19 protein-coding genes and 1 pseudogene are annotated in these 21,829 nt (G+C 69.5%); 6 read left to right on the forward strand and 14 right to left on the reverse strand.

Annotated features, from left to right (window positions below; genetic code table 11):
- Nucleotides 1–121 precede the first annotated feature (121 nt).
- The 3 genes from ASC56_RS15730 to bldG all read right to left on the reverse strand — a co-directional run bounded on the left by ASC56_RS15730 (nucleotide 122) and on the right by bldG (nucleotide 3,749).
- On the reverse strand, nucleotides 122–2,524 hold the full coding sequence (locus tag ASC56_RS15730; RefSeq protein ID WP_055492039.1) for a sodium-translocating pyrophosphatase: 2,403 nt from the start codon (nucleotides 2,522–2,524) through the stop codon (nucleotides 122–124).
- A gap of 342 nt (nucleotides 2,525–2,866) precedes the next feature.
- Nucleotides 2,867–3,307 carry an ATP-binding protein gene (locus ASC56_RS15735; RefSeq protein WP_055492040.1) on the reverse strand — a complete coding sequence of 147 codons (441 nt, stop codon included), beginning with the start codon at nucleotides 3,305–3,307 and terminating at the stop codon, nucleotides 2,867–2,869.
- 100 nt (nucleotides 3,308–3,407) lie between these two features.
- Nucleotides 3,408–3,749, reverse strand: coding sequence for an anti-sigma factor antagonist BldG (gene bldG, locus ASC56_RS15740; protein WP_010986038.1), 342 nt, complete (start codon nucleotides 3,747–3,749; stop codon nucleotides 3,408–3,410).
- A gap of 80 nt (nucleotides 3,750–3,829) precedes the next feature.
- Between bldG and ASC56_RS15745 the strand changes: the two genes are divergently transcribed.
- On the forward strand, nucleotides 3,830–6,343 hold the full coding sequence (locus ASC56_RS15745) for a DEAD/DEAH box helicase (protein ID WP_079102519.1): 2,514 nt from the start codon (nucleotides 3,830–3,832) through the stop codon (nucleotides 6,341–6,343).
- Here ASC56_RS15745 and ASC56_RS38000 read toward each other — a convergent pair.
- The 7 genes and pseudogenes from ASC56_RS38000 to ASC56_RS38010 form a co-directional block, all read right to left on the reverse strand.
- The gene (locus tag ASC56_RS38000) at nucleotides 6,249–6,653 is read right to left on the reverse strand and encodes an Rv3654c family TadE-like protein (RefSeq protein ID WP_234376978.1); all 405 of its coding nucleotides are present in this window, start codon (nucleotides 6,651–6,653) and stop codon (nucleotides 6,249–6,251) included. The two genes, ASC56_RS15745 and ASC56_RS38000, sit on opposite strands and share 95 nt — an antisense overlap.
- A 159-nt stretch (nucleotides 6,654–6,812) precedes the next feature.
- Nucleotides 6,813–7,196, reverse strand: coding sequence for a TadE family type IV pilus minor pilin (locus tag ASC56_RS15755; protein ID WP_079102520.1), 384 nt, complete (start codon nucleotides 7,194–7,196; stop codon nucleotides 6,813–6,815).
- On the reverse strand, nucleotides 7,183–7,401 hold the full coding sequence (locus tag ASC56_RS15760; RefSeq protein WP_055492248.1) for a DUF4244 domain-containing protein: 219 nt from the start codon (nucleotides 7,399–7,401) through the stop codon (nucleotides 7,183–7,185). The genes ASC56_RS15755 and ASC56_RS15760 overlap by 14 nt, the downstream gene beginning before the upstream one ends.
- Nucleotides 7,402–7,510: 109 nt before the next feature.
- On the reverse strand, nucleotides 7,511–8,395 hold the full coding sequence (locus ASC56_RS15765; protein ID WP_055492043.1) for a type II secretion system F family protein: 885 nt from the start codon (nucleotides 8,393–8,395) through the stop codon (nucleotides 7,511–7,513).
- Nucleotides 8,392–9,252, reverse strand: coding sequence for a type II secretion system F family protein (locus tag ASC56_RS15770; RefSeq protein WP_055492044.1), 861 nt, complete (start codon nucleotides 9,250–9,252; stop codon nucleotides 8,392–8,394). Before ASC56_RS15770 ends, ASC56_RS15765 begins: the two co-directional genes overlap by 4 nt.
- Nucleotides 9,249–9,740 (reverse strand): annotated as a pseudogene (locus ASC56_RS41900) (hypothetical protein); the annotation flags it as partial. The pseudogene ASC56_RS41900 and the gene ASC56_RS15770, both read right to left, overlap by 4 nt.
- 257 nt (nucleotides 9,741–9,997) lie before the next feature.
- The gene (locus ASC56_RS38010) at nucleotides 9,998–11,122 is read right to left on the reverse strand and encodes a TniQ family protein (protein WP_079102521.1); all 1,125 of its coding nucleotides are present in this window, start codon (nucleotides 11,120–11,122) and stop codon (nucleotides 9,998–10,000) included.
- Between the two features lie 130 nt (nucleotides 11,123–11,252).
- Here ASC56_RS38010 and ASC56_RS15780 point away from each other — a divergent pair, with 130 nt between their 5' ends.
- Nucleotides 11,253–12,119: a TIGR02391 family protein gene (locus ASC56_RS15780; RefSeq protein ID WP_055492046.1), complete on the forward strand. Its 867-nt coding sequence runs from the start codon at nucleotides 11,253–11,255 to the stop codon at nucleotides 12,117–12,119.
- 119 nt (nucleotides 12,120–12,238) lie between these two features.
- On the opposite strand, the gene ASC56_RS15785 is transcribed toward ASC56_RS15780, so the two are convergent.
- Genes ASC56_RS15785 through ASC56_RS15800 form a run of 4 tightly spaced genes read right to left on the reverse strand, consistent with a single transcriptional unit; the run spans nucleotide 12,239 to nucleotide 18,147 of the window.
- Nucleotides 12,239–13,450 carry a TniB family NTP-binding protein gene (locus ASC56_RS15785; RefSeq protein WP_079102522.1) on the reverse strand — a complete coding sequence of 404 codons (1,212 nt, stop codon included), beginning with the start codon at nucleotides 13,448–13,450 and terminating at the stop codon, nucleotides 12,239–12,241.
- Between the two features lie 4 nt (nucleotides 13,451–13,454).
- Nucleotides 13,455–15,593, reverse strand: coding sequence for a DDE-type integrase/transposase/recombinase (locus ASC56_RS15790; protein WP_055492047.1), 2,139 nt, complete (start codon nucleotides 15,591–15,593; stop codon nucleotides 13,455–13,457).
- Nucleotides 15,593–16,360, reverse strand: a complete 768-nt coding sequence (locus ASC56_RS15795; RefSeq protein WP_055492048.1) for a TnsA-like heteromeric transposase endonuclease subunit — start codon at nucleotides 16,358–16,360, stop codon at nucleotides 15,593–15,595. The genes ASC56_RS15790 and ASC56_RS15795 overlap by 1 nt, the downstream gene beginning before the upstream one ends.
- Nucleotides 16,357–18,147 (reverse strand): TniQ family protein, encoded by a 1,791-nt coding sequence (locus ASC56_RS15800; protein ID WP_055492049.1) that lies wholly within the window; start codon nucleotides 18,145–18,147, stop codon nucleotides 16,357–16,359. The genes ASC56_RS15795 and ASC56_RS15800 overlap by 4 nt, the downstream gene beginning before the upstream one ends.
- 68 nt (nucleotides 18,148–18,215) lie before the next feature.
- On the opposite strand from ASC56_RS15800, the gene ASC56_RS40615 reads away from it, so the two are divergent.
- From ASC56_RS40615 to ASC56_RS15820, 4 genes are all read left to right on the forward strand, one after another.
- A complete protein-coding gene (locus ASC56_RS40615) occupies nucleotides 18,216–18,461 on the forward strand; it encodes a helix-turn-helix domain-containing protein (RefSeq protein WP_055492050.1) in 246 nt (81 codons plus the stop codon).
- A 7-nt stretch (nucleotides 18,462–18,468) separates the two neighbouring features.
- Nucleotides 18,469–19,740: a TniQ family protein gene (locus ASC56_RS15810; protein WP_055492051.1), complete on the forward strand. Its 1,272-nt coding sequence runs from the start codon at nucleotides 18,469–18,471 to the stop codon at nucleotides 19,738–19,740.
- Nucleotides 19,715–20,905 (forward strand): TniQ family protein, encoded by a 1,191-nt coding sequence (locus ASC56_RS15815; RefSeq protein ID WP_079102524.1) that lies wholly within the window; start codon nucleotides 19,715–19,717, stop codon nucleotides 20,903–20,905. The genes ASC56_RS15810 and ASC56_RS15815 overlap by 26 nt, the downstream gene beginning before the upstream one ends.
- Before the next feature lie 286 nt (nucleotides 20,906–21,191).
- Nucleotides 21,192–21,827, forward strand: a complete 636-nt coding sequence (locus ASC56_RS15820; protein ID WP_055492053.1) for a hypothetical protein — start codon at nucleotides 21,192–21,194, stop codon at nucleotides 21,825–21,827.
- Nucleotides 21,828–21,829 lie beyond the last annotated feature (2 nt).

Below are 21,829 nucleotides of genomic sequence, written 5' to 3' on the forward strand. Positions count from 1 at the left end.
AGAAGGCTCACGAAGAGGGGCGTGAACGCAGGAAGAGCGGGCGCACGGCTCGTGAAGAGCGCGTGCGCCCGCCCATTGCTCCGTACCTGACCAGGCGCAAGAGCGGGTGCCGTGGACCGGGCTACGAAACCACTGCCGGATCGGCCGACTTGGACACCCTCTCGGCGTTGCCTTCGTCACCCACGGCGATCCCGCGCCGCTTGGAGATGTACACCGCGCCCACGATCACGAGGAACGCGAGCCCCGCGACCAGGATCCGCACACCGAGACTCTTGTCGCTGCCGTACGAGAACTTGACGATCGCGGGCGCGATCAGCAGCGACACCAGGTTCATCACCTTCAGCAGCGGGTTGATCGCCGGGCCGGCCGTGTCCTTGAACGGGTCGCCCACTGTGTCGCCGATCACCGTCGCGGCGTGCGCATCGCTGCCCTTGCCGCCGTGGTGGCCGTCCTCGACGAGCTTCTTGGCGTTGTCCCAGGCGCCACCGGAGTTGGCGAGGAAGACCGCCATCAGCGTCCCGGTGCCGATCGCCCCCGCCAGGTACGCGCCGAGGGCGCCGACGCCCAGCGTGAACCCGAGGGCGATGGGCGCCATGACGGCGAGCAGTCCCGGTGTGGCCAGCTCCCTGAGGGCGTCCTTGGTGCAGATGTCGACGACCTTGCCGTACTCCGGCGTCTCGGTGAAGTTCATGATCCCGGGCCGCTCACGGAACTGCCGCCGCACCTCGTAGACCACCGCGCCCGCCGCCCGCGACACCGCGTTGATCGCCAGCCCCGAGAAGAGGAAGACGACCGCCGCGCCCGCGATGAGACCGACCAGGTTGTTGGGCTGCGAGATGTCCATGACCAGGCTCATCGGTCCGCCGCCGCCGACCTTCTGGCCCACGCCCTGGGCGGCCGTGGTGATCGCGTCGCGGTACGAGCCGAAGAGCGCGGAGGCCGCGAGGACGGCCGTGGCGATGGCGATGCCCTTGGTGATCGCCTTGGTGGTGTTGCCCACGGCGTCCAGGTCGGTGAGCACCTGCGCGCCCGAACCCACGACGTCACCGGACATCTCGGCAATGCCCTGAGCGTTGTCGGAGACCGGACCGAAGGTGTCCATGGCGACGATCACACCGACCGTGGTGAGCAGACCGGTACCGGCCAGCGCCACCGCGAACAGCGCGAGCATGATCGATGTACCGCCGAGCAGGAACGCCCCGTACACACCGAGCCCGATCAGCAGTGCGGTGTAGACGGCGGATTCCAGGCCGACGGAGATACCGGCGAGGACCACGGTGGCGGGCCCGGTCAGCGAGGTCTTGCCGATGTCCCGCACCGGACGCCGGGTGGTCTCGGTGAAGTAGCCGGTCAGCTGCTGGATCAGGGCGGCGAGCACGATGCCGATGGCCACGGCGATCAGCGCCAGGATCCGCGGATCGCCGCCCTTGGCGTGGATCGCCGCGTCGGAGACGCCCTTGAGGTCGGCGTACGACGACGGCAGATAGCTGAAGACGGCCGCGGCGACCAGTGCCAGCGAGATCACCGCCGAGACGAAGAAGCCCCGGTTGATCGCGGACATGCCACTACGGTCGGCGCGACGGGGGGCCACCGCGAAGATGCCGATCATCGCGGTCAGGACCCCGATCGCGGGCACGATCAGCGGGAACGCCAGCCCGGAGTCACCGAACGCCGCCTTGCCGAGGATCAGCGCGGCGACGAGCGTCACGGCGTACGACTCGAAGAGGTCGGCCGCCATGCCCGCGCAGTCGCCGACGTTGTCGCCCACGTTGTCGGCGATGGTCGCGGCATTGCGCGGGTCGTCCTCCGGAATGCCCTGCTCGACCTTGCCGACCAGGTCGGCGCCGACGTCGGCGGCCTTGGTGAAGATGCCGCCGCCGACACGCATGAACATGGCGATCAGCGCGGCGCCCAGGCCGAAGCCCTCCAGGACCTTCGGCGCGTTCGCCGCGTACACCAGCACCACACAGGAGGCGCCCAGCAGACCGAGCCCCACCGTGAACATGCCGACGACGCCACCCGTGCGGAAAGCGATCTTCATAGCCTTGTGCGAGACAGCGGTGAGGTCCTTTTCCGGCTCACCCTTCGCCGGGGTGGCCTCGCGTGCCGCCGCGGCAACCCGCACATTGCTCCGTACGGCGAGCCACATGCCGATATAGCCCGTGGCCGCCGAGAACGCCGCACCGATCAGGAAGAACACCGACCGTCCGGCGCGCTGATTCCAATCGTCCGCAGGCAGCAGCATGAGCAGGAAGAACACGACCACGGCGAATACGCCCAGCGTGCGCAGCTGCCGGGCCAGATAGGCGTTCGCGCCTTCCTGGACCGCCGCGGCGATCTTCTTCATGCTGTCGGTGCCCTCGCCGGCCGCGAGCACCTGACGCACCAGGATCGCGGCGACCGCGAGGGCCGCGAGGGCGACGGCCCCGATGACGACCACGATCAGGCGGTTGCTGTCGGTCAGTACCGCGGCTGCGAGGGATGAGGGGTGGTCAAACTGTTGAGGGGTAGAAAGCCCCGCCATTCGTCCTCCTTGACGCTTGGGCTGAGCTCAAGATGTGGACGGATTGTAGGTAGCCGAACCTGATCAAAACAGTGCGCGGTAAACGGAATTAGCCCTCACATGCTCTTCAGCAAAGATCGCACGTGAACCACAGAACCCGAAAGAGCTAATGCCCCAAAACCATTGACCAGATGGCCACGTGATCAAATTATCGCGTGATCGATCGTGAAGCAATTCACGAATTGGCGGTACGGCTGTACAAAAAGAAGGGCCCTGCACAGGCAGGGCCCTTCGAAACCGTACGAGAGATACGGAGGGAGTGAGGCGTGAGGCCTAATGAGGCCTACGAGGCGTATGAGGCGGTCAGACAGGGAGCGTGGCGGGCGGCGTGGTCGGCCAGCTCATCCTGATCAGTCCGCCGTTCTCCCCGGCGGAGACCTCGACGTCGTCGACGAGACCGCTGATGACCGCGAGGCCCATCTCGTCCTCCTCGGCCTCGGCGTCCGTGATGTCGGCACCGGTGGCACCCGGCGATCCGTCACCAGGCACCAGGTGCGGTGCCTCGTCACCGACCTCGATGGAGAACTGCTTCTCCTCCTCGGTCAGCAGCACCCGCACCGGCGCCGAGATGCCGTTGCTCTGGTGCAGTCCGACGGCCCGGGTGCAGGCCTCGCCAACGGCGAGCCTGACCTCGTCGAGTACGGCCTCCTCCACTCCGGCCCTGCGCGCCACCGCTGCCGCCACCAGTCGGGCGGTCCTGACGTGCTCGGGCAGCGCGCTGAAACGGAGTTCAACGGTGGCCATGCATCCCCCTCGGAACTCGGGCGTGCGGTCAGGGGGCCGGGCCGCCGGGGCCCGGTCCCCGTCTTACTACTGCCGTCCGGGCACTACGGCCCGAGCGGGTTCAGTCGGTGGCCGCAACCGCTTCCTCGACCGAGGTGTGAATCGGGAACACCTTGGTGAGACCGGTGATGCGGAAGATCTTGAGAATGCGCTCCTGGTTGCACACCAGGCGCAGGGAGCCCTCATGGGCCCGCACACGCTTCAAGCCGCCCACCAGCACGCCGAGCCCGGTGGAGTCGAGGAAGTCCACGCCCTCCATGTCGACGACGAGGTGGAAATTCCCGTCGTTCACCAGCTCGACCAGCTGCTCGCGCAGCTTGGGCGCGGTATATACGTCGATTTCGCCACCGACCTCGACGACCGTACGATCGCCGACGGTACGGGTCGACAGGGACAGGTCCACGGATCCTCCAGCACCTTGCTATCGAGCGGTCGCCCCTCGGGACACCTCGGCAGAGCCCCCGGGACGGTTCGCCAGCCGCGATGGCATTCAATCACTTACCGGCAGGCGTACACGACGCCTTGGCCCCATTGTCCGTCACGCCAGTGACACACTCGGTGCCGATGGCCAAGAATCACCGATCCGATCGACCCTCGGCGGGCCCCGTGTCCCGCCTCTCGCCGGGCACGCTCCTGAACCGGCTCGCCTCGGGGCCGAGCCGGGCTTCGCGCATCACTCATACGGAGCACTTGCCCCCGCGGGCGGGTCGCCATGCCGTCTGGCCGGACCGGATCCGCGCCGAGGTCATCGCAGCCGTCCAGGCCGCCGGTATCGAGCATCCCTGGGCCCACCAGGCACTCGCCGCCGAGCACGCCCTGGACGGGGACTCGGTGGTCGTGGCCACGGGCACGGCTTCCGGCAAGTCGCTCGCCTACCTCGTACCGGTGCTGTCACGCCTCCTGGACGGCGCGCAAGCCCCGAACGGACGCGGTGCCACCGCCCTGTACCTCGCCCCGACCAAGGCCCTCGCGGCGGACCAGTGCCGCTCCGTGAAGGAACTTTCACAACCTCTGGGCACGGCGATCCGCCCCGCGGTGTACGACGGCGACACACCGCCCGAGGAACGCGAATGGGTACGTCAGTACGCCAACTACGTCCTCACCAACCCCGACATGCTGCACCGCGGCATATTGCCCTCGCATCCACGCTGGTCCTCCTTCCTCCGCGCCCTGCGGTACGTCGTCATCGACGAGTGCCACACCTATCGCGGCGTCTTCGGCTCCCATGTCGCCCAGGTCCTGCGCCGTCTGCGCCGCCTCTGCGCCCGCTACGGGGCCTCGCCCGTCTTCCTGCTTGCCTCCGCCACCGCCGCCGAGCCCTCGGTGGCCGCACGCCGCCTCACCGGCCTTCCCGTCGTCGAGGTGGCGGACGACGCCTCCCCGCGCGGCGAGCTGGTCTTCGCCCTCTGGGAGCCCCCGCTCACCGAGCTGCACGGCGAGAAAGGCGCACCTGTTCGGCGTACAGCCACTGCCGAGACCGCCGACCTGCTGACCGACCTGGCCGTGCAGGGCGTGCGCTCGGTCGCCTTCGTCCGCTCCCGCCGCGCCGCCGAGCTGATCTCGGTGATCACCCAGGAGCGCCTTGCCGAGGTCGACCGCTCCCTGGCCCGGCGCGTGGCGGCCTACCGGGGCGGCTACCTTCCCGAGGAACGCCGCGCCCTCGAACGTGCCCTCCACTCCGGCGAGCTCCTCGGCCTGGCCGCCACCACCGCCCTGGAGCTCGGCGTCGACGTCTCGGGCCTGGATGCCGTCCTCATCGCCGGCTACCCGGGGACGCGGGCGTCACTGTGGCAGCAGGCGGGCCGCGCCGGCCGGTCCGGGCAGGGAGCCCTCGCGGTCCTGGTCGCTCGGGACGACCCGCTGGACACGTTCCTCGTCCACCACCCCGAGGCCCTCTTCGACCAGCCCGTGGAGTCCACGGTCCTCGACCCGGACAACCCGTACGTCCTGGCCCCGCACCTGTGCGCGGCGGCTGCCGAGCTGCCCCTGACGGAAGAGGACCTCGAGCTGTTCGGTCCGGCCTGTCCCGAGCTGCTGCCGCAGCTGGAGGCCGCGAAACTGCTGCGCCACCGGACGAAGGCCTGGCACTGGACCCGCCGGGAGCGGGCGGCCGACCTCACGGACATCCGTGGCGAGGGCGGGCGCCCGGTCCAGATCGTCGAGTCCGGTACCGGGCGGCTGCTCGGCACGGTCGACGCAGGTGCGGCGCACACGACGGTCCACGAGGGCGCGGTCCATCTGCACCAGGGCCGTACGTATCTGGTGCGGTCGCTCGACCTGGAGGACTCCGTCGCCCTGGTCGAGGAGGCCAGCCCCTCGTATTCGACGGTGGCCCGTGACACGACCTCCATCTCCGTCCTGGAGACGGACATCGAAGTCCCCTGGGGCGAGGGCCGGCTGTGCTACGGCTCCGTCGAGGTCACCAACCAGGTCGTCTCCTATCTGCGCCGGCGCCTCATGACCGGTGAAGTACTGGGCGAGACGAAACTCGACCTCCCTCCTCGAACGCTGCGCACCCGCGCCGTGTGGTGGACGGTCACCGAGGACCAGCTGGATCAGGCCCGGATCAACCCGGAGATCCTCGGCGGCGCCCTGCACGCCGCCGAACACGCCTCGATCGGCATGCTCCCGCTCTTCGCCACCTGTGACCGCTGGGACATCGGAGGCGTCTCCGTCCCGCTTCACCCGGACACCCTCCTTCCCACGGTGTTCGTGTACGACGGCCACCCGGGCGGCGCGGGCTTCGCGGAGCGCGCCTTCCACACGGCCCGTGCCTGGCTGACCGCCACTCGCCAGGCCATCGCCTCCTGCGAGTGCGAGGCGGGCTGCCCGTCCTGCATCCAGTCCCCCAAGTGCGGCAACGGCAACGAGCCGCTGCACAAGAGGGGTGCCGTGCGGCTCCTCACGGTGCTGTTGCGCGGGGCACCGGAGGAGACGGGGAGCGAGGCGGAGGCTCCGCTCCCGTCCTCGGCCCCGCCGGGCCGGCTCTCGCCCTGACCTCGGCGGTGAACGGCCCCGCGACCGATGCCGCCGTGACGTCGGAGACCTCGCCCACGACGGCGCACCGCACGAGCCGGCTGCCCTGGGCCACCGCGACGCGGGCCGCGCCGGCACATGCCTCCTCGCCTCCCTCCATCCAGTGGTCGGCGGCCGCGAGAGCCGCCAGGTCGGCCGCGCCGGTCGCCCGATGCCGGACCAGCACTGCCTCCCCCTGGGCCAGCAGCACCCCGAACACGGCGCACATGGCACCGATCACACACACGACCCAGACGGTCGCCGAGCCGCGGTCCGAACGGGCCGCCCGCACACGGAAGTTCAGAACTCCCGTCGGCCGGCAGCCCCGCACCCACGCCCCCAGCCATTGACGCCACCTCACCGCCCGACCCCCTTCCTCACTCCATTGCTCCTCGCCCCACACTCCTTCATCGGTCCGGACCCACCCGCCGGTTCACGTCCCTTCACCGGTTCACCCCACCGTGTCCTCCGCCAATGCCACCGCCTCATGACGCAGTTCGAGGGACAGCCCACGCGGGCCCGGCGGACGGGCGACGACCAGCACGTGCACCAGGTCGCCCTGTCGGCTCACCGTGACCCTCGCGCCGTCCGGCGCCGCCTGCCGGGCCACCTCCTGCACCACGCCCGGCGGCTCCTGCCGGGCCGCCGCCCGGGCCCCCGCCCGGGCCGCGTCCACGCACTGGATCTGCGCGGACGCGGCCAGCAAGGCCCAGAGGAGGGCCATCGCGAAGAGCACCAGGACGGGCAGGACGACCGCCGTCTCCGCCGTCACGAACCCACGGTCCCGACCGCGACCAGGTCTCCGGCCCGCCCTCGCCCCGTCACATCCGTGCACTGAGTGCCCTCTTCACGATGTCCTGCAGCTCCGCGCTGACCTGTCCGCTCGTCAGCACCTTGTAGAGAAGCGCGGCGAAGGCCACCGCGGCGATGATCCCCACCGCGTACTCGGACGTGACCATGCCCGCGTCCCCGCGCCCCGCCGTCCGTGCCCGCCGTACCAGCGCACGCATCCGGGCTCGTACTCGTACTGCCTTTCCCATGCCAACCCCCGTGAGGTTCCCGTCCTGTTGTTCTGTCCGATCCGTCTGATCCGCCGCGCCCGGCCCCGTCCTCCGGTCCGGCGCGGCCTTCACCGCGTGCCGCATGCCGTCATCGACCACCTCCTCCCAGCAGCCCTCCAGCGAGCCCGATCACGACGGGCAGCACCCCGACGGCGATGAACGCGGGCAGGAAGCACAGCCCCACCGGGGCGGTGACCATGACGCCCGCGCGCCGCGCCCGAGCCGTGGCCGCACGACTCCACTCGGCACGGGCCTCCGCCGCGAGGCGCCCGACCGGTGCGGCCGCCGGTACGCCCGAATCGCCCGCCCGTTCCAGAAGCCGTGCCAGTGCTCCGGCGCAGGGGAGGGAGGCGAGACGCCGCCATGCGTCGGCCGGTTCGCCCCCGAGCCGCACCTCGGCCGCGCCCCGCGCCAGCCGTTCCCCGACCGGTCCCTCCAGTGCCTCGCCCACCGCCTGCGCGGCCGCCACCGGGCTCGCACCCGCCGCGATGCACGCCGCCAGCAGGTCGGCGGCCAGCGGGAGCTGACGGGCCGCCACCACCGGGTCGTACTCCTGCGCGAGGTGGTCGCGCGCCTGACGAGCCCGCCACCGCGCCACGCCGACCCCGGTGATCAACCCGACCGCGGCCCCGCCGAGACCGCCGATCAAGACCCAGCCGGCGCACAGCGCCCCCACGACCGGCAGCCACCGCCGCATGGTGTCCCGGGCCCCGGTCGCCCACCGTACGGACTGCCGTATCCCGGTCCGCGGCCCCGCCGACAGGGTGTCCCGTGCTGCGAGGCCCCGCCGCCCGGGCAGTGCCGCAGACGGCCGCATCCTCCGCTCCGGGCGTCCACCTGCGCCCACCAGCACCGCGCCCAGTCGGCGCCGCACCCTCCGCTCGCGCCGTACTGCGGCGAGCACACACACCGGCCAGCCAACCGCCAGCACCTCACACAGAACCCCCAGCCTGTGGACAAGGCCCGCGCTCATGCCGCCTCCGCTCCTCGTACGACCCGCAGCGCCCACCACAGCCCGGCGGCCTCCAGCACGCAGCCGACCATGAGACAGGCCAGTCCCGCACCGGTGTGCAACAGCACGTGCAGCGGGCGGGCACCCAGCGCGGTGCCCAGCAGCAGGCCGAGGACGGGCAACCCTGCGAGCAGTACTGCCGTTGACCGGGCACCTGCCAACTGGGCGCGCAGATCAGCCCGTTGATCGCGCTCGGCGCGCAGAGCTGCCTCCAGCCGGTCGAGCCCGGCCGCCAGTCCCGCACCCCGGTCGACGGCCACCCGCCAGCACGCGGCGAGCCCCGACAGGCCGTCGGCGCCCGGCTGCAGCGCCGCGTCCGCGAGCGCTCCCGGTACGTCCCCGCCGAACCGCGCGGCCGCCAGCACCGCCGCCTGCGCCTCGCCGAGTCCGCCCGAGTCGCGTGCCGCACGAAGCAGCGCCTCACCCGGCTGGCGTCCCGCGCGCACTTCCCCGGCAAGGGCCCCGCACAATGCGATCACCGCCTCACCGCGCTTCTCCCGTGCCTGGCGTGCCTCCCGCGCCAGCCGCGCCCGCCGCAGCACGGGCACGCCCACGGCCCCGGCCAGCAGCGGCAGGACGGACAGGCCGAGCACCGCGATGAGCGCGCCCAGGGCGAGCGACCACCACTCGGCCGGTAACCGCCGCATTCGTGCGAAGACCCGCTCCCGGGGCGGAGGACCGACCCCCGCCGCCCCGCCACCGCCCGCGAACAGCAACCGGGCCCGGCGCGCACCCGTGTCCGGGCCGCTCATCATCCAGGCCGCCGCGCCGGCACACGCCAGTCCCGCACCGACCGACAGCTCTCCGATCCCCGTCACAGCAACTCACTCCCCTCACTTCCATCGCGTCCGTCGTCCCCGTAGTCGCGGCTGTCCCTGTTGTCGCGGCGGTCCCTGCTGTCGCGGCTGTCCCTGTCGTCGTCGCGGCAGTCCCTGCTGTCGCGGCTGTCCCTGTCGTCGTCGCGGCAGTCCCTGCTGTCGCGGCTGTCCCTGTCGTTTCGGCCGTTTTCGCCGCTTCCGTTTCGCAACAGCTCCCGCAGCCGCTCCCAGCCCCGCTCGCGTGTGAAGGCCTCCCGGCCCCACCGCAGTGCGGGCACCGTCACCACGAGCCCCGACGGGTCCCGCTCCAGCACATGCACCTCCGCGATCCGGCGGCGCCCGGTCCGGTCGCGCACGAGGTGGAGGACCACCGAGAGCGCGGCCGCCAGTTGGCTGTGCAGCGCGGCCCGGTCCAGGCCCGCCGCCGTGCCGAGCGCCTCCAGACGGGCGGGCACCTGGGCCGCCGCATTGGCGTGGAGGGTGCCGCAGCTGTCGGATGGCGGGAAAGATTTCAGATGGCACGTCGCTGACCAGGGCACTGAAATCTTTCGCGAGGTGACCTACATCACATTTGTCGCACAAAAGATTTCAGTGTCCGATCCACGCGCAGGCCAAGCCCGGGAGGATCGTCACTCACCGCGAAAAGAGCAGCTCATCGGAGAGCGGCGGGCCTGAAGCGTCAACGTCACCTAGCGCGTTCGATGAGGCAGGGCATCAGCTTGATCGTCGGCGCAGCAGTCGGTGCCTAGCGCAGAACCCGGCCGTTGTGCCCCTTCACGGAGGGGGCGGCGACCCGCACTGACTCGACGATTCGAGCGATGAGTCGCGTCGTGTCCTGCGGCGGCTTTTTACGCCATGCCTGATTCAGTGGCAACGCTCGAACCGGGAGTGGGCGGCCCGCAAAGTCAACGATCGCCCGGGCGGCAGACCACGGATCGCCACTGAATAGGATTTGGGCAGAGATTCGCAGTGCCGCTGTTTTAGCCATCGGTTTCGGCCCTGCAATCCTGGGTGCGTAGGCTCCTTGATTGGACGGCGTGCAGAAATCAGTAAATCCGTCAGCGACAACCGGGTCGGCTCCCTCAATATTTTCCGGTCCGGCTACGTGGAAGGCAAAGTCCGCCATTGCCGCCAGGTCGGCAAAAACACCTCGCAGCTGAACGGTGTCCGGTCGCGCCAATGCGAGGCGCTCTTCGAGGAATTTTTGCAGGTCAGCGAGCACTTCGTCGTGTAGATCAGGAGCCTTCCACTTTTTGTAAGCGGTGCCGCATCGCCACAGCATGACGTCTGTCATGCGATGCTTTTCGGAGCCGTGGCAGCTTCCTTGATCGAGGTTGACGTGCGCCCCGGGCAGTGGAGTATGGCATTCGGGGCATGCGGCCAGCAGATAGCATCGATGCCGCAAGCACGCAAACATCCATGACGTACACCATTCGAGGGGCCAGCGTCCATCATTTTCTTCGACACAAGAAGGGCAGAACTTAAATTCCCGCGGGTCGATCCAGCTAGCTTTCATAACCCGGAATAGGTTCCGCGGAGCGGTTTTGACCAGATCAAATTTCACGGCGGTCCCCAGGAAGCGCATCCAGGTCATCGCCTGCAGTTCGTCACCTGACAGTCCGGTTGCCTGTTCGACGCGCAGAACGGCCTCGTCGCCCAGGCCGTACACGAGCGACGTCGGCCCCGAGTCGGCGATGCGCGCCGCGTTGTCGCCCGGCCGCAGGAGCCCGCACGCCGTGGCCATCGAGGTGCGGGAGACCTCGTAGACCGCGCTCAGGTGTCCCAGCCAGCTGAGGAGCGACTCCCTCGGAAGTGGCAGAGGCACGACCGGCAGACGTCGGAGACTGCGGGCAGCGGAAGGGACGGGCACACGTCACGATACGACGGGCCGCCTCCGCGCATTGGTGGAAACCGCCCCCGCCCATGCGAAAGGAGGTGGTGGTGCGGTGCTCTCCTAGGCTCTCGGTGCAAGACAGGCAAGATCAGAGGAGGGGGAGCGCGTGGCGACGTACGGCGCTGAATACCTGAAGCGGTTGCTCGCTGCTGTGGAGCGGTTCGAGCGGGCCTTCGAACGCTGGATGGAGACTCAGGTCGAGTCGGATCTTCGTTCGTCTCGTGGCTTGTTTCCTACGGTCCATGTGAAGGACGGGCAGGATCAGGGGACAGTGCGGGAGCTTGAGCTCGACGTGGCGGAGACCGCAGGCGCTGCTGCGCGGGCTGTCGCCGTCACCGGGGCTCGTATCGGTGTCGCTGGACTCGGCCCGGTCGATCCCATCGCGAACTGGTCACTCATGTCGGCTCCGAAGGCACTCTTCTCGCCGCAGGATGTCCGCAATACAGCGGCGACGGTCCGGGGCCGGCTGAGCATGATGATCGACGAGGCCGAGGCGGCCGCGGAGACGGCTGTGCCCGGGTTCGCCCCGTCTGAGCTGCATCCGGTCATCTGGACTGCGGCGGCGGCGCATTGGACGACCCATCAGTACCGGGTCGCGGTTCGTGAGGCGTCGGAGGCGCTGACCGTGCATTGGAAAACGCGCCTGGGCCGCCATGACGTGGACGACACCCCATTCTGGCAGCAGACTCTCTCGCCGGGTGAGCCTGAGCCTGGCAGGCCCAAGCTCGCGTGGCCTGGCGATCCCGCGGACAAGACGACCAAGAGCATGCGTGGTGGGCTGGAGCCGCTGGGCAAGGCGTTGAACAGCCTGGCGACCGGACTGAATCTCACGGTCAGAAACGTCACGACGCATACCCGTGACGAGTTGAGCGAGCAGGAAGGCATGGAACGCCTGTCCGCCTACAGCTACTTCGCTCGTCTCCTCGACAAGTGCGAAGTCCGCCGCGTCGACGAAGCGCCCCAGACCACCTGAGCTGCCTCAAGCCGTCGGTCAGTTCCCCGGATGGATGACGCCAACTGGTAGGCGGAGCCGGGCTCGTTCGGGTCGGCTGCGTCTGCCTTCCTGCTCGTCACGGCGTGGCGAGGGGTGTTCTAGCCGACGGCGGCCTGGCCGTCTTCGTCCTCGGGGTTGTGGCGTTGCTCTGGTGAGGGAGGCAGAGGCTCTTCGTGCCACATGGCGTCGTACGTGCTCTGCGCGTGCTCGTTGATCACGATGGTCTCGAGGAGGGCGCGGTCGATGCGCTCCGTGCCGGTGAGCACCGCGTCGGCCGCCGCTTCGCGGATGAGTTCCGCCAGGGAGCTGATGTTGCCTCCGGTGCGGCGGTACAGGTACTTCCACTCGCCGACGAGGGTGCCGTGATGGTGTTTGTACAGGACGAGGGCTTCTTCCATCGCGGTGATGACGGAGACCCAGTCCTCCTTCTCTGCCCTGGTCCGGATGCCGTAGGGGGTCATGTGGAGCAGGAGGTTGCGGCCGGCGGTCTGGGTGGCGCGGCGGCCGCCGGTGCCTTCGAGGAAGAGGCCGGAGTGCTTGAGGTCGACGCCGGTGTAGATGAAGGTGGCCGCGGTGTGGTTCGCGATGTGCTTGAGGTGGTCGTTGACGACCTTGCCCTCCTTGAGGGAGAGGTCCATGAAGTGGGCGTCATCGATGATCACGAGTTCGACGCCGACGCGGCGCATGTTCTCCAGGACGAGGCGGGTGATGTCGCTCTTGGTGGCACCGGTGCGGTAGTGCTGGCCGAGGTACTCGGCGAGCGCGATGGACAGGTCCTTCGGCGTGGCCTGGGAGGGGATGTTGACGTAGACGACGGGCGTGTAGTCGATCAACCGCCCGTCGACGATGTACTTCTTGTCGTAGCGGTCGGGATGGTTCAGCCGCAGTTCGTGCTCGAAGTCGTAGGCGAACGTCTTGACCAGGGTGGACTTGCCGAGGGTGGCGGGACCGTCGAGGACGATGCCGCGTCGGGCGCCGGCCGGCTGGAAACTGTTGGTCATCATCCGGCGGCGGATCTGGTGGTGGATGGACTTCATCTGGCTGGTGCGGACGATGACCAGGGCGCTGTGGTGGGCCACCCGGGCCGCGTTGTGCCGGCGTTGTTCCTCGGTGCTGAGCTGCTCATAGGCCTCCAGCGGCAGCAGGACCGGCTTCGGCGGGAGAACGTAGTCGAGGTATTCGCGCCATTCCTCCTTGGTCCGGGGTTCGGACAGGCCGGGATGCTTGAAGTCGCCTGCTCCGTAGGCCTCTTCGGGCTGCTCTTCGGGCTGCTCTTCGGGCTGCTCTTCGGACGGGTCGGGGGTAGTCACGGGGTCAGCCCTCCTGGCTGGTTCGGGGACTCCAGACCTCGGCGGGCTGGACGGCGTGCGGGTTGAAGTCGTCGTCCTCGCCGGACAGGTCGGGAACGGCGTGAAGGGCGGGAACGGTCGGCTTCGCGGCCGGTGGAACGGGACGCGGTGGTGGCGCGGGGGCCGCCGGGGTGGAGCGTGCTTCGTCCTGGGCCTGGGCGTCGGCGCGGTGCCGGTCACGGGTATGGCGCTTGCGGTCGGTCCTGGTCCACGTCTCGGGAGCGTCGATACGGTTTTGCAGGTCCCGCAGGGCTTCGGCGATCTGCTCCTGGTACTCCTTGTCCTTCGGGTCGCCGCCGCGCAGTTCGACCAGGCGTTTGGCCTCCCGCAGGGTGATGTCGGTGAAGGGCTGCAGGTCGCTGAGAGCCTTGGTCCATCCCAACGTGTGCCAGGTGTTGTCACGGGGGTTGTGGAAGTAGGCGTGCAGCAGGTTGCGCGGGTCGTAGCGGATGGGCCAGAGCCCGTTGTCGTAGGGCGACTTGGCCCGGCGGAACTGGTACAGCACCGGGGCGTCGTAGACCAGGTAGTTGAGTTCGACGCCGTAGGGGTTGATGACGCGGCCGTTGTCGGCGATGGGCAGCAGTTCGTAGTAGAGGTTGGGATCTCTGGGGCAGTCGACGAAGCCGGCCGAGCCGAGCGCCATGGCGTACGCCTCGTTGGGTGAGACGTGCAGGTCGGGGAAACCGTGCAGGTGCAGCCCTCGGTGGTGCTGGTTCTGGTAGACCGCGATGACGTATTCGGCGAAAAACTCGGCGATCTCGTCCAGAGTCCAGCGGGCCTGCTGCTCGACGTTCTTGCCGCGGTGGGCGACGTTGAAGCCCTTGTACCCGGCGACGTGCATGGAGAACTGCTCACGGATCGTCAAGAACAGCCGCTCGACCTGGGGTTTGTCGGTTGCTTTGAGTTTGCGGGCGTCCTGCGGGTCGATCTTCCATGTGCGGCAGGCGCGCTTGACGACATCGGACTTGTACGGTTTGCCGTGGTCGTAGAGGAGGGTCTCGGGGTAGACGATGGGCCGGGCGGCGGCTTCGGCGAGGCGTTCGTCGACGCTGAGGTGGCGCTCGTAGGGGATGCGCAGCATCTGGTAGCGCAGGGCGTCGGCCCACTTCGGGCGCATCGGTTCGGGCGTCATGACGTCGGCGAGCAGCAGGCCGATGTCGATGGCCTTGGTGCCCAGCGGGGTGAGCCGCCAGGCGAGGATGGAGCGGGTGGCGACGTCGATGGCGACGGTGAGTTCGATGTTGTAGGTGTCGTTCGTCGCCGGGTCGTAGGCCAGGACGTCGAGCGGGGTGGTGTCGAGCATGACGACTTGGCCGGGCCGGTGGGCGATGACGTGGCCGAAGGTCCGGTCGGGCTGGCCTGCGTCCGAGATCCGCTGGTAGGCGGGGTCGGAGGGGCTGCGGTGCAGCAGGAGTTTGACCACGCGGCGGAACGTGTCCGGTTTGGGCAGCGGGACGGCGCCGGTGCCGTGGTCTGCGTCCAGCCGGTTCTGGCAGCGACGCCTAAAGCGGGTGGAGACGCTGGAGGAGCTGTCGAGGCGCTCGACGGCGGCCTGTTCGCGGATCGCGGTGATCACCCGTTCGTCGATGTTGCGCAGCGGGTTCTTCAGCCGGGCTTTGCGGCCGTCGACCAGCCCCCACAGGCCCTTCTCCTCCCACGCCTCGATCAGCTGCCAAACGCGGCGCTCGGTCAGGCGCAGCTCGCCGGCCTTGGTCACGACGCGCTCGGTCAGAGGGAGGCCGGGGTCGTATTGCGGGCGGGGTTCACCGGGTGCGGCGTCGAACTCTGAGCCCGAGCGGTAGCCGGTAGTGGCCTCCTGCAGCTGGGCTTCGAGTTCCAGGGCGTCGTCACGAGCCTTCTCGTCCTTCAGGGTCGCCAGCACACCGCCGGGGTCCAGGCCTGCGGCGGTGTTGTCGACGGTCTCGGGCGGGGCGGCCAGGGCGCGGAAGGAGGGATCGGTCAGCAGGACGCTGAGCATGATCGTCTGATGGTGTCCGGAGATCGAGCGCAGCCGCACAAGTGCACCGGTGAGGCCGGTGACCTGGTGCTGTTCCTCCTCGAACTCGATCCAGTCTTCGGCTGCGATGCGGTAGCGCTGGTCCATCAGGTGTGCTCCGGGTCGGGTGCGGCCCACACGATGGTGTGGTCGCGCAGCGGGCGGGTGACGTCGAACAGCAGTCGGTGGTGCCACATGAGGTGGTAGGTGACGGCCCGCTCGATGTCCGGCTCGGGCCACAGGGACAGCAGTTCGGCGATGCTGAGGGGCTGCAGGGCGCGGAAGAGCAGGACGTGAGCGACGGGGGCTGCGGCGTTCAGGGGTCTGCGGTAGCCAGCGAGCCATTCGACGGTGGCCCACAGTTGTGGATCCGGCTCGCCCACCATCTGGTAGTCCCAGCCGAGCTGCCGGCAGGCGGCCTGAGTCCGGGCGGCTTGGAGGCGTACTCGGGGCTTGTCGATCTGTTCGGGGTTCTTGACGTCCAGCAGCAGGACGGAGCCGTCGGTGCGGCGGACGAACAGGTCGGGGTAGTGGCTCCACGTCCTGTCGCCGTCGGTGCCTTCGAAGATGAACGGCTGGGCCGAGAAGCAGGCGACCTTCGCGTCGAAGTCGAGGAGTTTCATCCAGCGGGCTTCCAGGTAGCTCTCGTAGTCCAGCATGGTGTCGCTGCTGGCCGCCCAGTAGGAGCCGGGAGTGTGCTGCTGGCCTTCGTACGTGGGGAAGTCGCGGGCGGGCAGGCAAGTCTCGAAGCGCATGTCGTGGGCCTGGTCGGCGGGCAGCAGGCGCTCAGTGCCGCCAGCGTCGTAGAAGTGCAAGTAGAGCTGATGGGAGGCTTGCCGCAGCGGCCGCAGGGTCTGTGGTCTTCTCGGGGTCACGCCCCTCCTGTCGCATCGGGCACGTCGTGCTGAAGGAGGCTGAGCCCGAAGGAAGTCAGGCAGGCGGTGACAGGGGCGGGGATCCAGGCGTCGAAGCGTCGCCAGCCCTCCCGCACTGACTCGGTGCTCGTCTGCGGCCACAACTCGGCGGCGTAGGCGGGCGCTTCGCGTACATCGCCTCCGGTGAAGTGCTGCCACACCCAAGCTGCGGCGTGACGCCGCCGCTGAAGGGTGACGTCGTGCTCCAGCGGCCGGCACACCGGATACAGGACGGCGTGCGGCACCGCGGTCAGCGCAGCCAGCGTCTCCCGCCGGGCGGCGTAGTCGACCCAGCCCCGCTCCTTCATGCGTGCGCCGAGCCGTTCGATGTCCGCCCAGAAGGCCCGCGGGTCACTGATGCGCTGGACGAGGGTGTTGGTTACGCGGGCTGCACGCTGGGGGTTCATGTTCAAGTCGGCGGCGGCCCGCGGCCAGCTCGCCGCGCCCCCGAGCCGCACCAGCGCCACGGCGGCCAGGCGTCGGCCGCTGACCGGGGCGGTGCCGGGCAGGTGAGGGGCGATCAGGTCGGTGTAGTCACCGGCGTCGACCAGATGCGGCACATGCCGGGCTGTGATCCGCATCCGGGGTGCGGGGCGCAGGGCCAGGGCGCCGGCGACCCGCGAGGAGGGCGACCGGGCCGCTCGGACCAGCGCGTCCAGACACGCCGGAGGGGACAGGGGCCGCAGCGGGTCGCTCTTGCCGGGGTCGCGGCGCTGGCTCGCCGCGCGCCGTGTCCAGTCGGCCAGCGCCTGCCCGGCGGCCTTGCGGTCACGGGCGAACAGCACCGTGGCGCTCAGTGCGAGCACGCTCGCGGCGTGAGCCGCGCTGGCAGGGCTGGCCCCCAGCTGGGTCCCCGCGCCTCCCTGCCGTGCCCGCTCGCGCACCCACAGGTCGGCTAAGAAGGCCTCCGCCAGGCCCTCGGCTTCGGATAAGGCGGCGCAAGAGGAGAGGTCGTCGGCGGAGGCGACCAGACGGATCACCGCCGTCGTGAACTGCAGCGCGGCGAAGAACTCGGCCGGTTCCACCGTTTCACCGGCGACCTGGGCCTCGCTGCCGTCGGCGACGGCCAGCACGCGCTGCTGCAGGTCAGCGAGCGCGGCGGGCATCGGCGCCGCGGGCAGGTCCTGGAGCCGCTGCTCGCACAGTCCGGCTTGACGCTGCCGTTGCGCCGGGCGCCGGTTGCAGCACCGCGCGGGGTCGGTCACCGTCTGGCGGGTGATCAGACCGCGGGGGTGGCCGTTGTGGCCGCGGCCCACCCGCGCCCCGCAGCGGCGGCACTTATCCACTAACAGCACCCGGTGCACCGGGCAGACTGCGGCGATGCCCAGACGCCACCACAACGGCCACACCGGCCGCTCGGCCAGGCACTTCGGGCAGGCGCGGCTGGAGGTGAACAGCGCCCACTCACGGCGCACCACCGGCGCCAGCGAGGAGTCCACCGCCGGATTCCACCCGGCGAAGTCCAGCACCGTCCCGCGGTAGCGGGTCAACTGCATGGCCTGCAGGGTGCGCGCGTCCAGCCCCGTGGCCGCCTCGGCCCCGGCAAGGCTACGGCGCGTCAGCGCAATGCCGAACAACGGCGGCCATACCCCTGAGCCTGGCCGGCACTCCAGCCCGATGGCCTGCGCGGCACGCCCCGGGGAGAGCTCCCAGTCCACCGATGCTCTCGCCAGCCAGGACGCGAACGACTCACCGGCCTGCGGCACCAGCACCGCGGGCAGCCGCCGCGGCCGTCCGCCCTCCCGCACGCACCCCTCCACACCCACCGTTTGTAGGAGATCTCCTACAAACCTGGGACCGTACTACGGTTTCCTCTGTGGCGAACAGCGATTCCGGCCGTATCCCGGCCCAGCGGCTGGCCTTCGCGGCCCGGTTGCGGGCCCTGCGCCGGCGCGCGGGACTGACCCAGACCGCGGCGGCCCAGGCGGCGGGTATGGACCGCTCCTTCTACGCGGAGGTCGAGGCCGCCGTCCACAGCGTGTCCGTCGACCGGATCCCGGCCCTCGCCCAGGCCCTGAGCGTCCAGCCGTACGAGCTGTTCCAGGACCACGACGAAGAGTAGAACTCACGTGCCCACGCAGGTCAGTTACCGAAGCATCCCCTGGGGGCTGCCCAGGCGGCTGCCGGTGGTCCCGCTGCCCTTGGCCGGGGAGTCCTTCTTCAGCTGGGTCGACCACCTCGCCCACACCTACGAGGTCCACCGCGGCCCGATGATGCACACGCTGGGCCTGATACAGACCGCGCCGCAATGGGCCGCGCGGGATCTGATCCGCTACACGATGCAGCTGCCTGCGCAGGCATCCCGGGTCGTGGGAACGGCGACGGGCCTGACCACCCGGGAACTCGCCTTGATGACACTCGAGGACATCGGGCCCCCCTACGCCGGCATCTCAGCGTCCCGTATGCCGAAGGAGACCTGGGCGTTCTGCCCGAAGTGCCTGGCCCCCGGGGGCCGCTGGCCGCTGTGGTGGTACGAGCCGTGGGCCGTGGCCTGTCCGGTGCACCTGTGCTACCTGGTCTCCTTCTGCCCCCGCTGCGACACTCCGTTCACGCCGGAAAGGACCAGCTCACGCTGGGGCTCCGCACTGCGGTGCAGGGGCTTTCGCGACCCCTACCTCCGCCTCCTGCCTCCGGGCACGCGCCGCGAGCACTGCGGCATGACCCTGTCGGAGATCGACACCACGCCGGTCAGCGATCCCGTCGTACTCGATGCCGTGAACCAGCTGCGGCACGGTCTCACCTCCCGCGGCCGGCCCCGCTTGTGGCTGCGCACCTACCACGTACTGAACGCGCTCTTCGACCGGCCTGTCTTCGAAGTCCGCTCCTTCGACAGCCCGGATCCCGTCCTGCAGCGCCGCTACTCACCCCAGCGCATCACCGCTCCGGGCTACGTGGTCGACTCCAGCGGGTTCCTGGAGCCCGGCCGCACGCTCTCCGACGGCACCCACTTGTCCTACCGCGACCCGATCACCAGAGCCTGCAGGCTCAGCGTGCTCGGGAAAATCCTGGGCTCTCACGACATGAGCGCCACCGCCCAAGAGCTGCTGGAGATACGCAGCCGCGTCAGGATGCGCCGCTACCTGACTGCGTACCGGTCACCCGATCCACGAGCTGCCAGTGTCCGGCTGCACCGCTTCCTCGACGATGTCTTCGGCCCCGGCGAGTTCGCCACGCTCAAGCGGTCCCGACGGACACTGACACCCGAGCACCATCCCGGCCCCTCCAGCAACAACTTCATATCGCGAAGACCCTTCCGCTCCCAGCGACCGCTGCGCCTGCCGCCGTCCCGGATCGACCAGACCGAACAGGATCCCCATGCCGCAGCCGCACCCGACAGGTGAGGACGGCCCTCAGCCAGCACGGACGACGCCCCGCAGGCTGCCCGTCGTCCCGCTTCCGCAGCCCTGCGAATCACTGTTCAGCTGGGTCGATCACCTGGCCGCTGAATATAAGACGGACCGTACCCAGACCATGGCCCGGCTCGGACTGGAGCCAGCGACCGCGCACGCAGCCCGGCTTGCCCGCTACACCGCCGAACTCCCCCTCGCCTCCGCACTCCCGCTGCTCGCCGCAACCGGCCTCGACCCCCAGCAGCTGCGTGCCATGACTCTCTTCGGCATCGTCAAACGCAGCGAGGGCAGGGTGCCGCGCCATCCCGACTTCCGCTGGGCCCCGGAAGAGACCTGGGCATTCTGCCCCCAGTGCCTGAAACCTCCAGAGCGATGGCCCCTGTGGTGGTACCACTCCTGGGCGGTGATGTGCCCCACACATGACTGCTACACCGCGTCCTACTGCCCGGACTGCGGCTCACCGTTCTCCCCCTCCCTCCTGCGCGGCGACGCCCCGGGCACATGCCCCGGATTCCTGCGGCGCGACGACAACGCTCTCGCGCCGCCTGGCCGGCGCCGCGCCAAGCGCAAACGCTGTGGCCGGCCCCTGTGGGAGATCGAAACGCCGCCCGTCACCGACCCCGCCCTGCGCTCCATCCATCAACGCCTGGTCCGGCTCGACGCCGAGGACACGGCCGCTCACCCCGACCTTGAACAGTGGTACGACGACCTGCGGACCTTGAGGATCCTCCTCGAAGAACCTCACGCGCTGCGTGTCCAGGTCTTCACCAGCACCGACCCGGCCCTCCGGCAGCGCTTCGACGGCGACGAAGTCTCCATGCGCTGGGACCACTTTGACGACGCCGACAGCCTCGTCGGCTGGCAGCGCTCCGACTGCGGCTTCCTCTACCCGTGGCGCCGCACGTCACCGAGCAGCTCCAGACAGCAACGCGATCCGGTCACCGCGGCCGCCAAGCTCACCGTCATCAGCGAGGTCCTCGACAGCCCGGACCCTGCCGCTGCCGCCCGACGCGTCTTCCGCACCCCTTCCCCAGCGACACTCCGCGATTTCGGCCACAGCCTGCCCCCGTACATGCACCGGGCCAGCACCCACCTGCACGAACTCCTCAGCCAGGCCCTCGACGAGCATGCCTTCGCCGAACTCTCTGATGCCTGACCGCTCCCGCAGGCGGACCAGCGATCAGGGACGATCAGGCACGCCCTCTGGGGGCGACGGAAGCCGCTTGCCCCGGGCGGAGGAAACCCGAGAAGTCCGTCGAGGCAAGATGATCACGAGTGCCCTGTCACACATCCCCCGTTGGCATTCGGTCCCAGACGGACGTCCGCGGCGGGGACCCGACGAGATGACATATTCGAACTGACATGCGATGATGATCGCGGTTTCAAAAACGCCACCTCGAATGAGGTATGGTTTTTGAAACCCACGGTTGTCTGGAGGGGCTGTGCAGAACCTGGATCCCGAGTGGTGCGTGCAGCGGCTCGCGCAGCTCGACTTCTCGAATGACCTCTTCCATGGGGCGCTCGACCTGGCGGCGGCCGATGTCCGCAATTGCACCGACTTCGACGCGCCGGCCATGGCCGGGTTCACGTTCTGGAGCCGCACCAACCGGTACCTCGCCGAGACGCTTCACCCGGACGGGTGGGGCCACACTTCGCGGGACAGCATCCTCCGGATGATCCACCCCAGCATGAGTCACGCGGTCACGGCGATCAGCGCCCAGGGAGGCGTCGGCGATCTGAATGCCCGGGTGAAGTCGAAGAACCCGAAGGGTCCTGCCATGGCCCGCCTGGTGGAGAGGAATGGCCAGTTCGCGTTCCTCAGCCACGACGAGGTGCTGTACGGCCGTGAGCTCGACCAGATCCCGACGTGGTGCCTGCTCTACAAGTGGGACAAGGGAGTGATCTCCGCCGAGCTGTCCCTGCCGATCAAGATGAACGGGAAGTTCGTCGATGAGTGGCAGGAGCGCATCCCTCTGGTGCTGCCCGACCTGGGCGACCCCGGTGCGGACATCGCGCTGCTGGACGATCCGGGCGACGACAGCGGCCCGGACGTTGTCGTGGAGCTGCTGGGGGGCTGACC

This window comes from Streptomyces sp. TP-A0356, from assembly GCF_001417775.1.
Classification (GTDB): Bacteria; Actinomycetota; Actinomycetes; order Streptomycetales; family Streptomycetaceae; genus Streptomyces.

Excerpts from the sequence above, each read along its gene's own strand:
- ASC56_RS15745 (WP_079102519.1), top strand. The coding sequence starts at position 3,830 with ATGGCATTCAATCACTTACCGGCAGGCGTACACGACGCCTTGGCCCCA.
- ASC56_RS15730 (WP_055492039.1), bottom strand. The coding sequence starts at position 2,524 with ATGGCGGGGCTTTCTACCCCTCAACAGTTTGACCACCCCTCATCCCTC.
- ASC56_RS15765 (WP_055492043.1), bottom strand. The coding sequence starts at position 8,395 with ATGAGCGCGGGCCTTGTCCACAGGCTGGGGGTTCTGTGTGAGGTGCTG.
- ASC56_RS15735 (WP_055492040.1), bottom strand. The coding sequence starts at position 3,307 with ATGGCCACCGTTGAACTCCGTTTCAGCGCGCTGCCCGAGCACGTCAGG.
- ASC56_RS15790 (WP_055492047.1), bottom strand. The coding sequence starts at position 15,593 with ATGGACCAGCGCTACCGCATCGCAGCCGAAGACTGGATCGAGTTCGAG.
- ASC56_RS15815 (WP_079102524.1), top strand. The coding sequence starts at position 19,715 with ATGCCGCAGCCGCACCCGACAGGTGAGGACGGCCCTCAGCCAGCACGG.
- ASC56_RS15760 (WP_055492248.1), bottom strand. The coding sequence starts at position 7,401 with ATGGGAAAGGCAGTACGAGTACGAGCCCGGATGCGTGCGCTGGTACGG.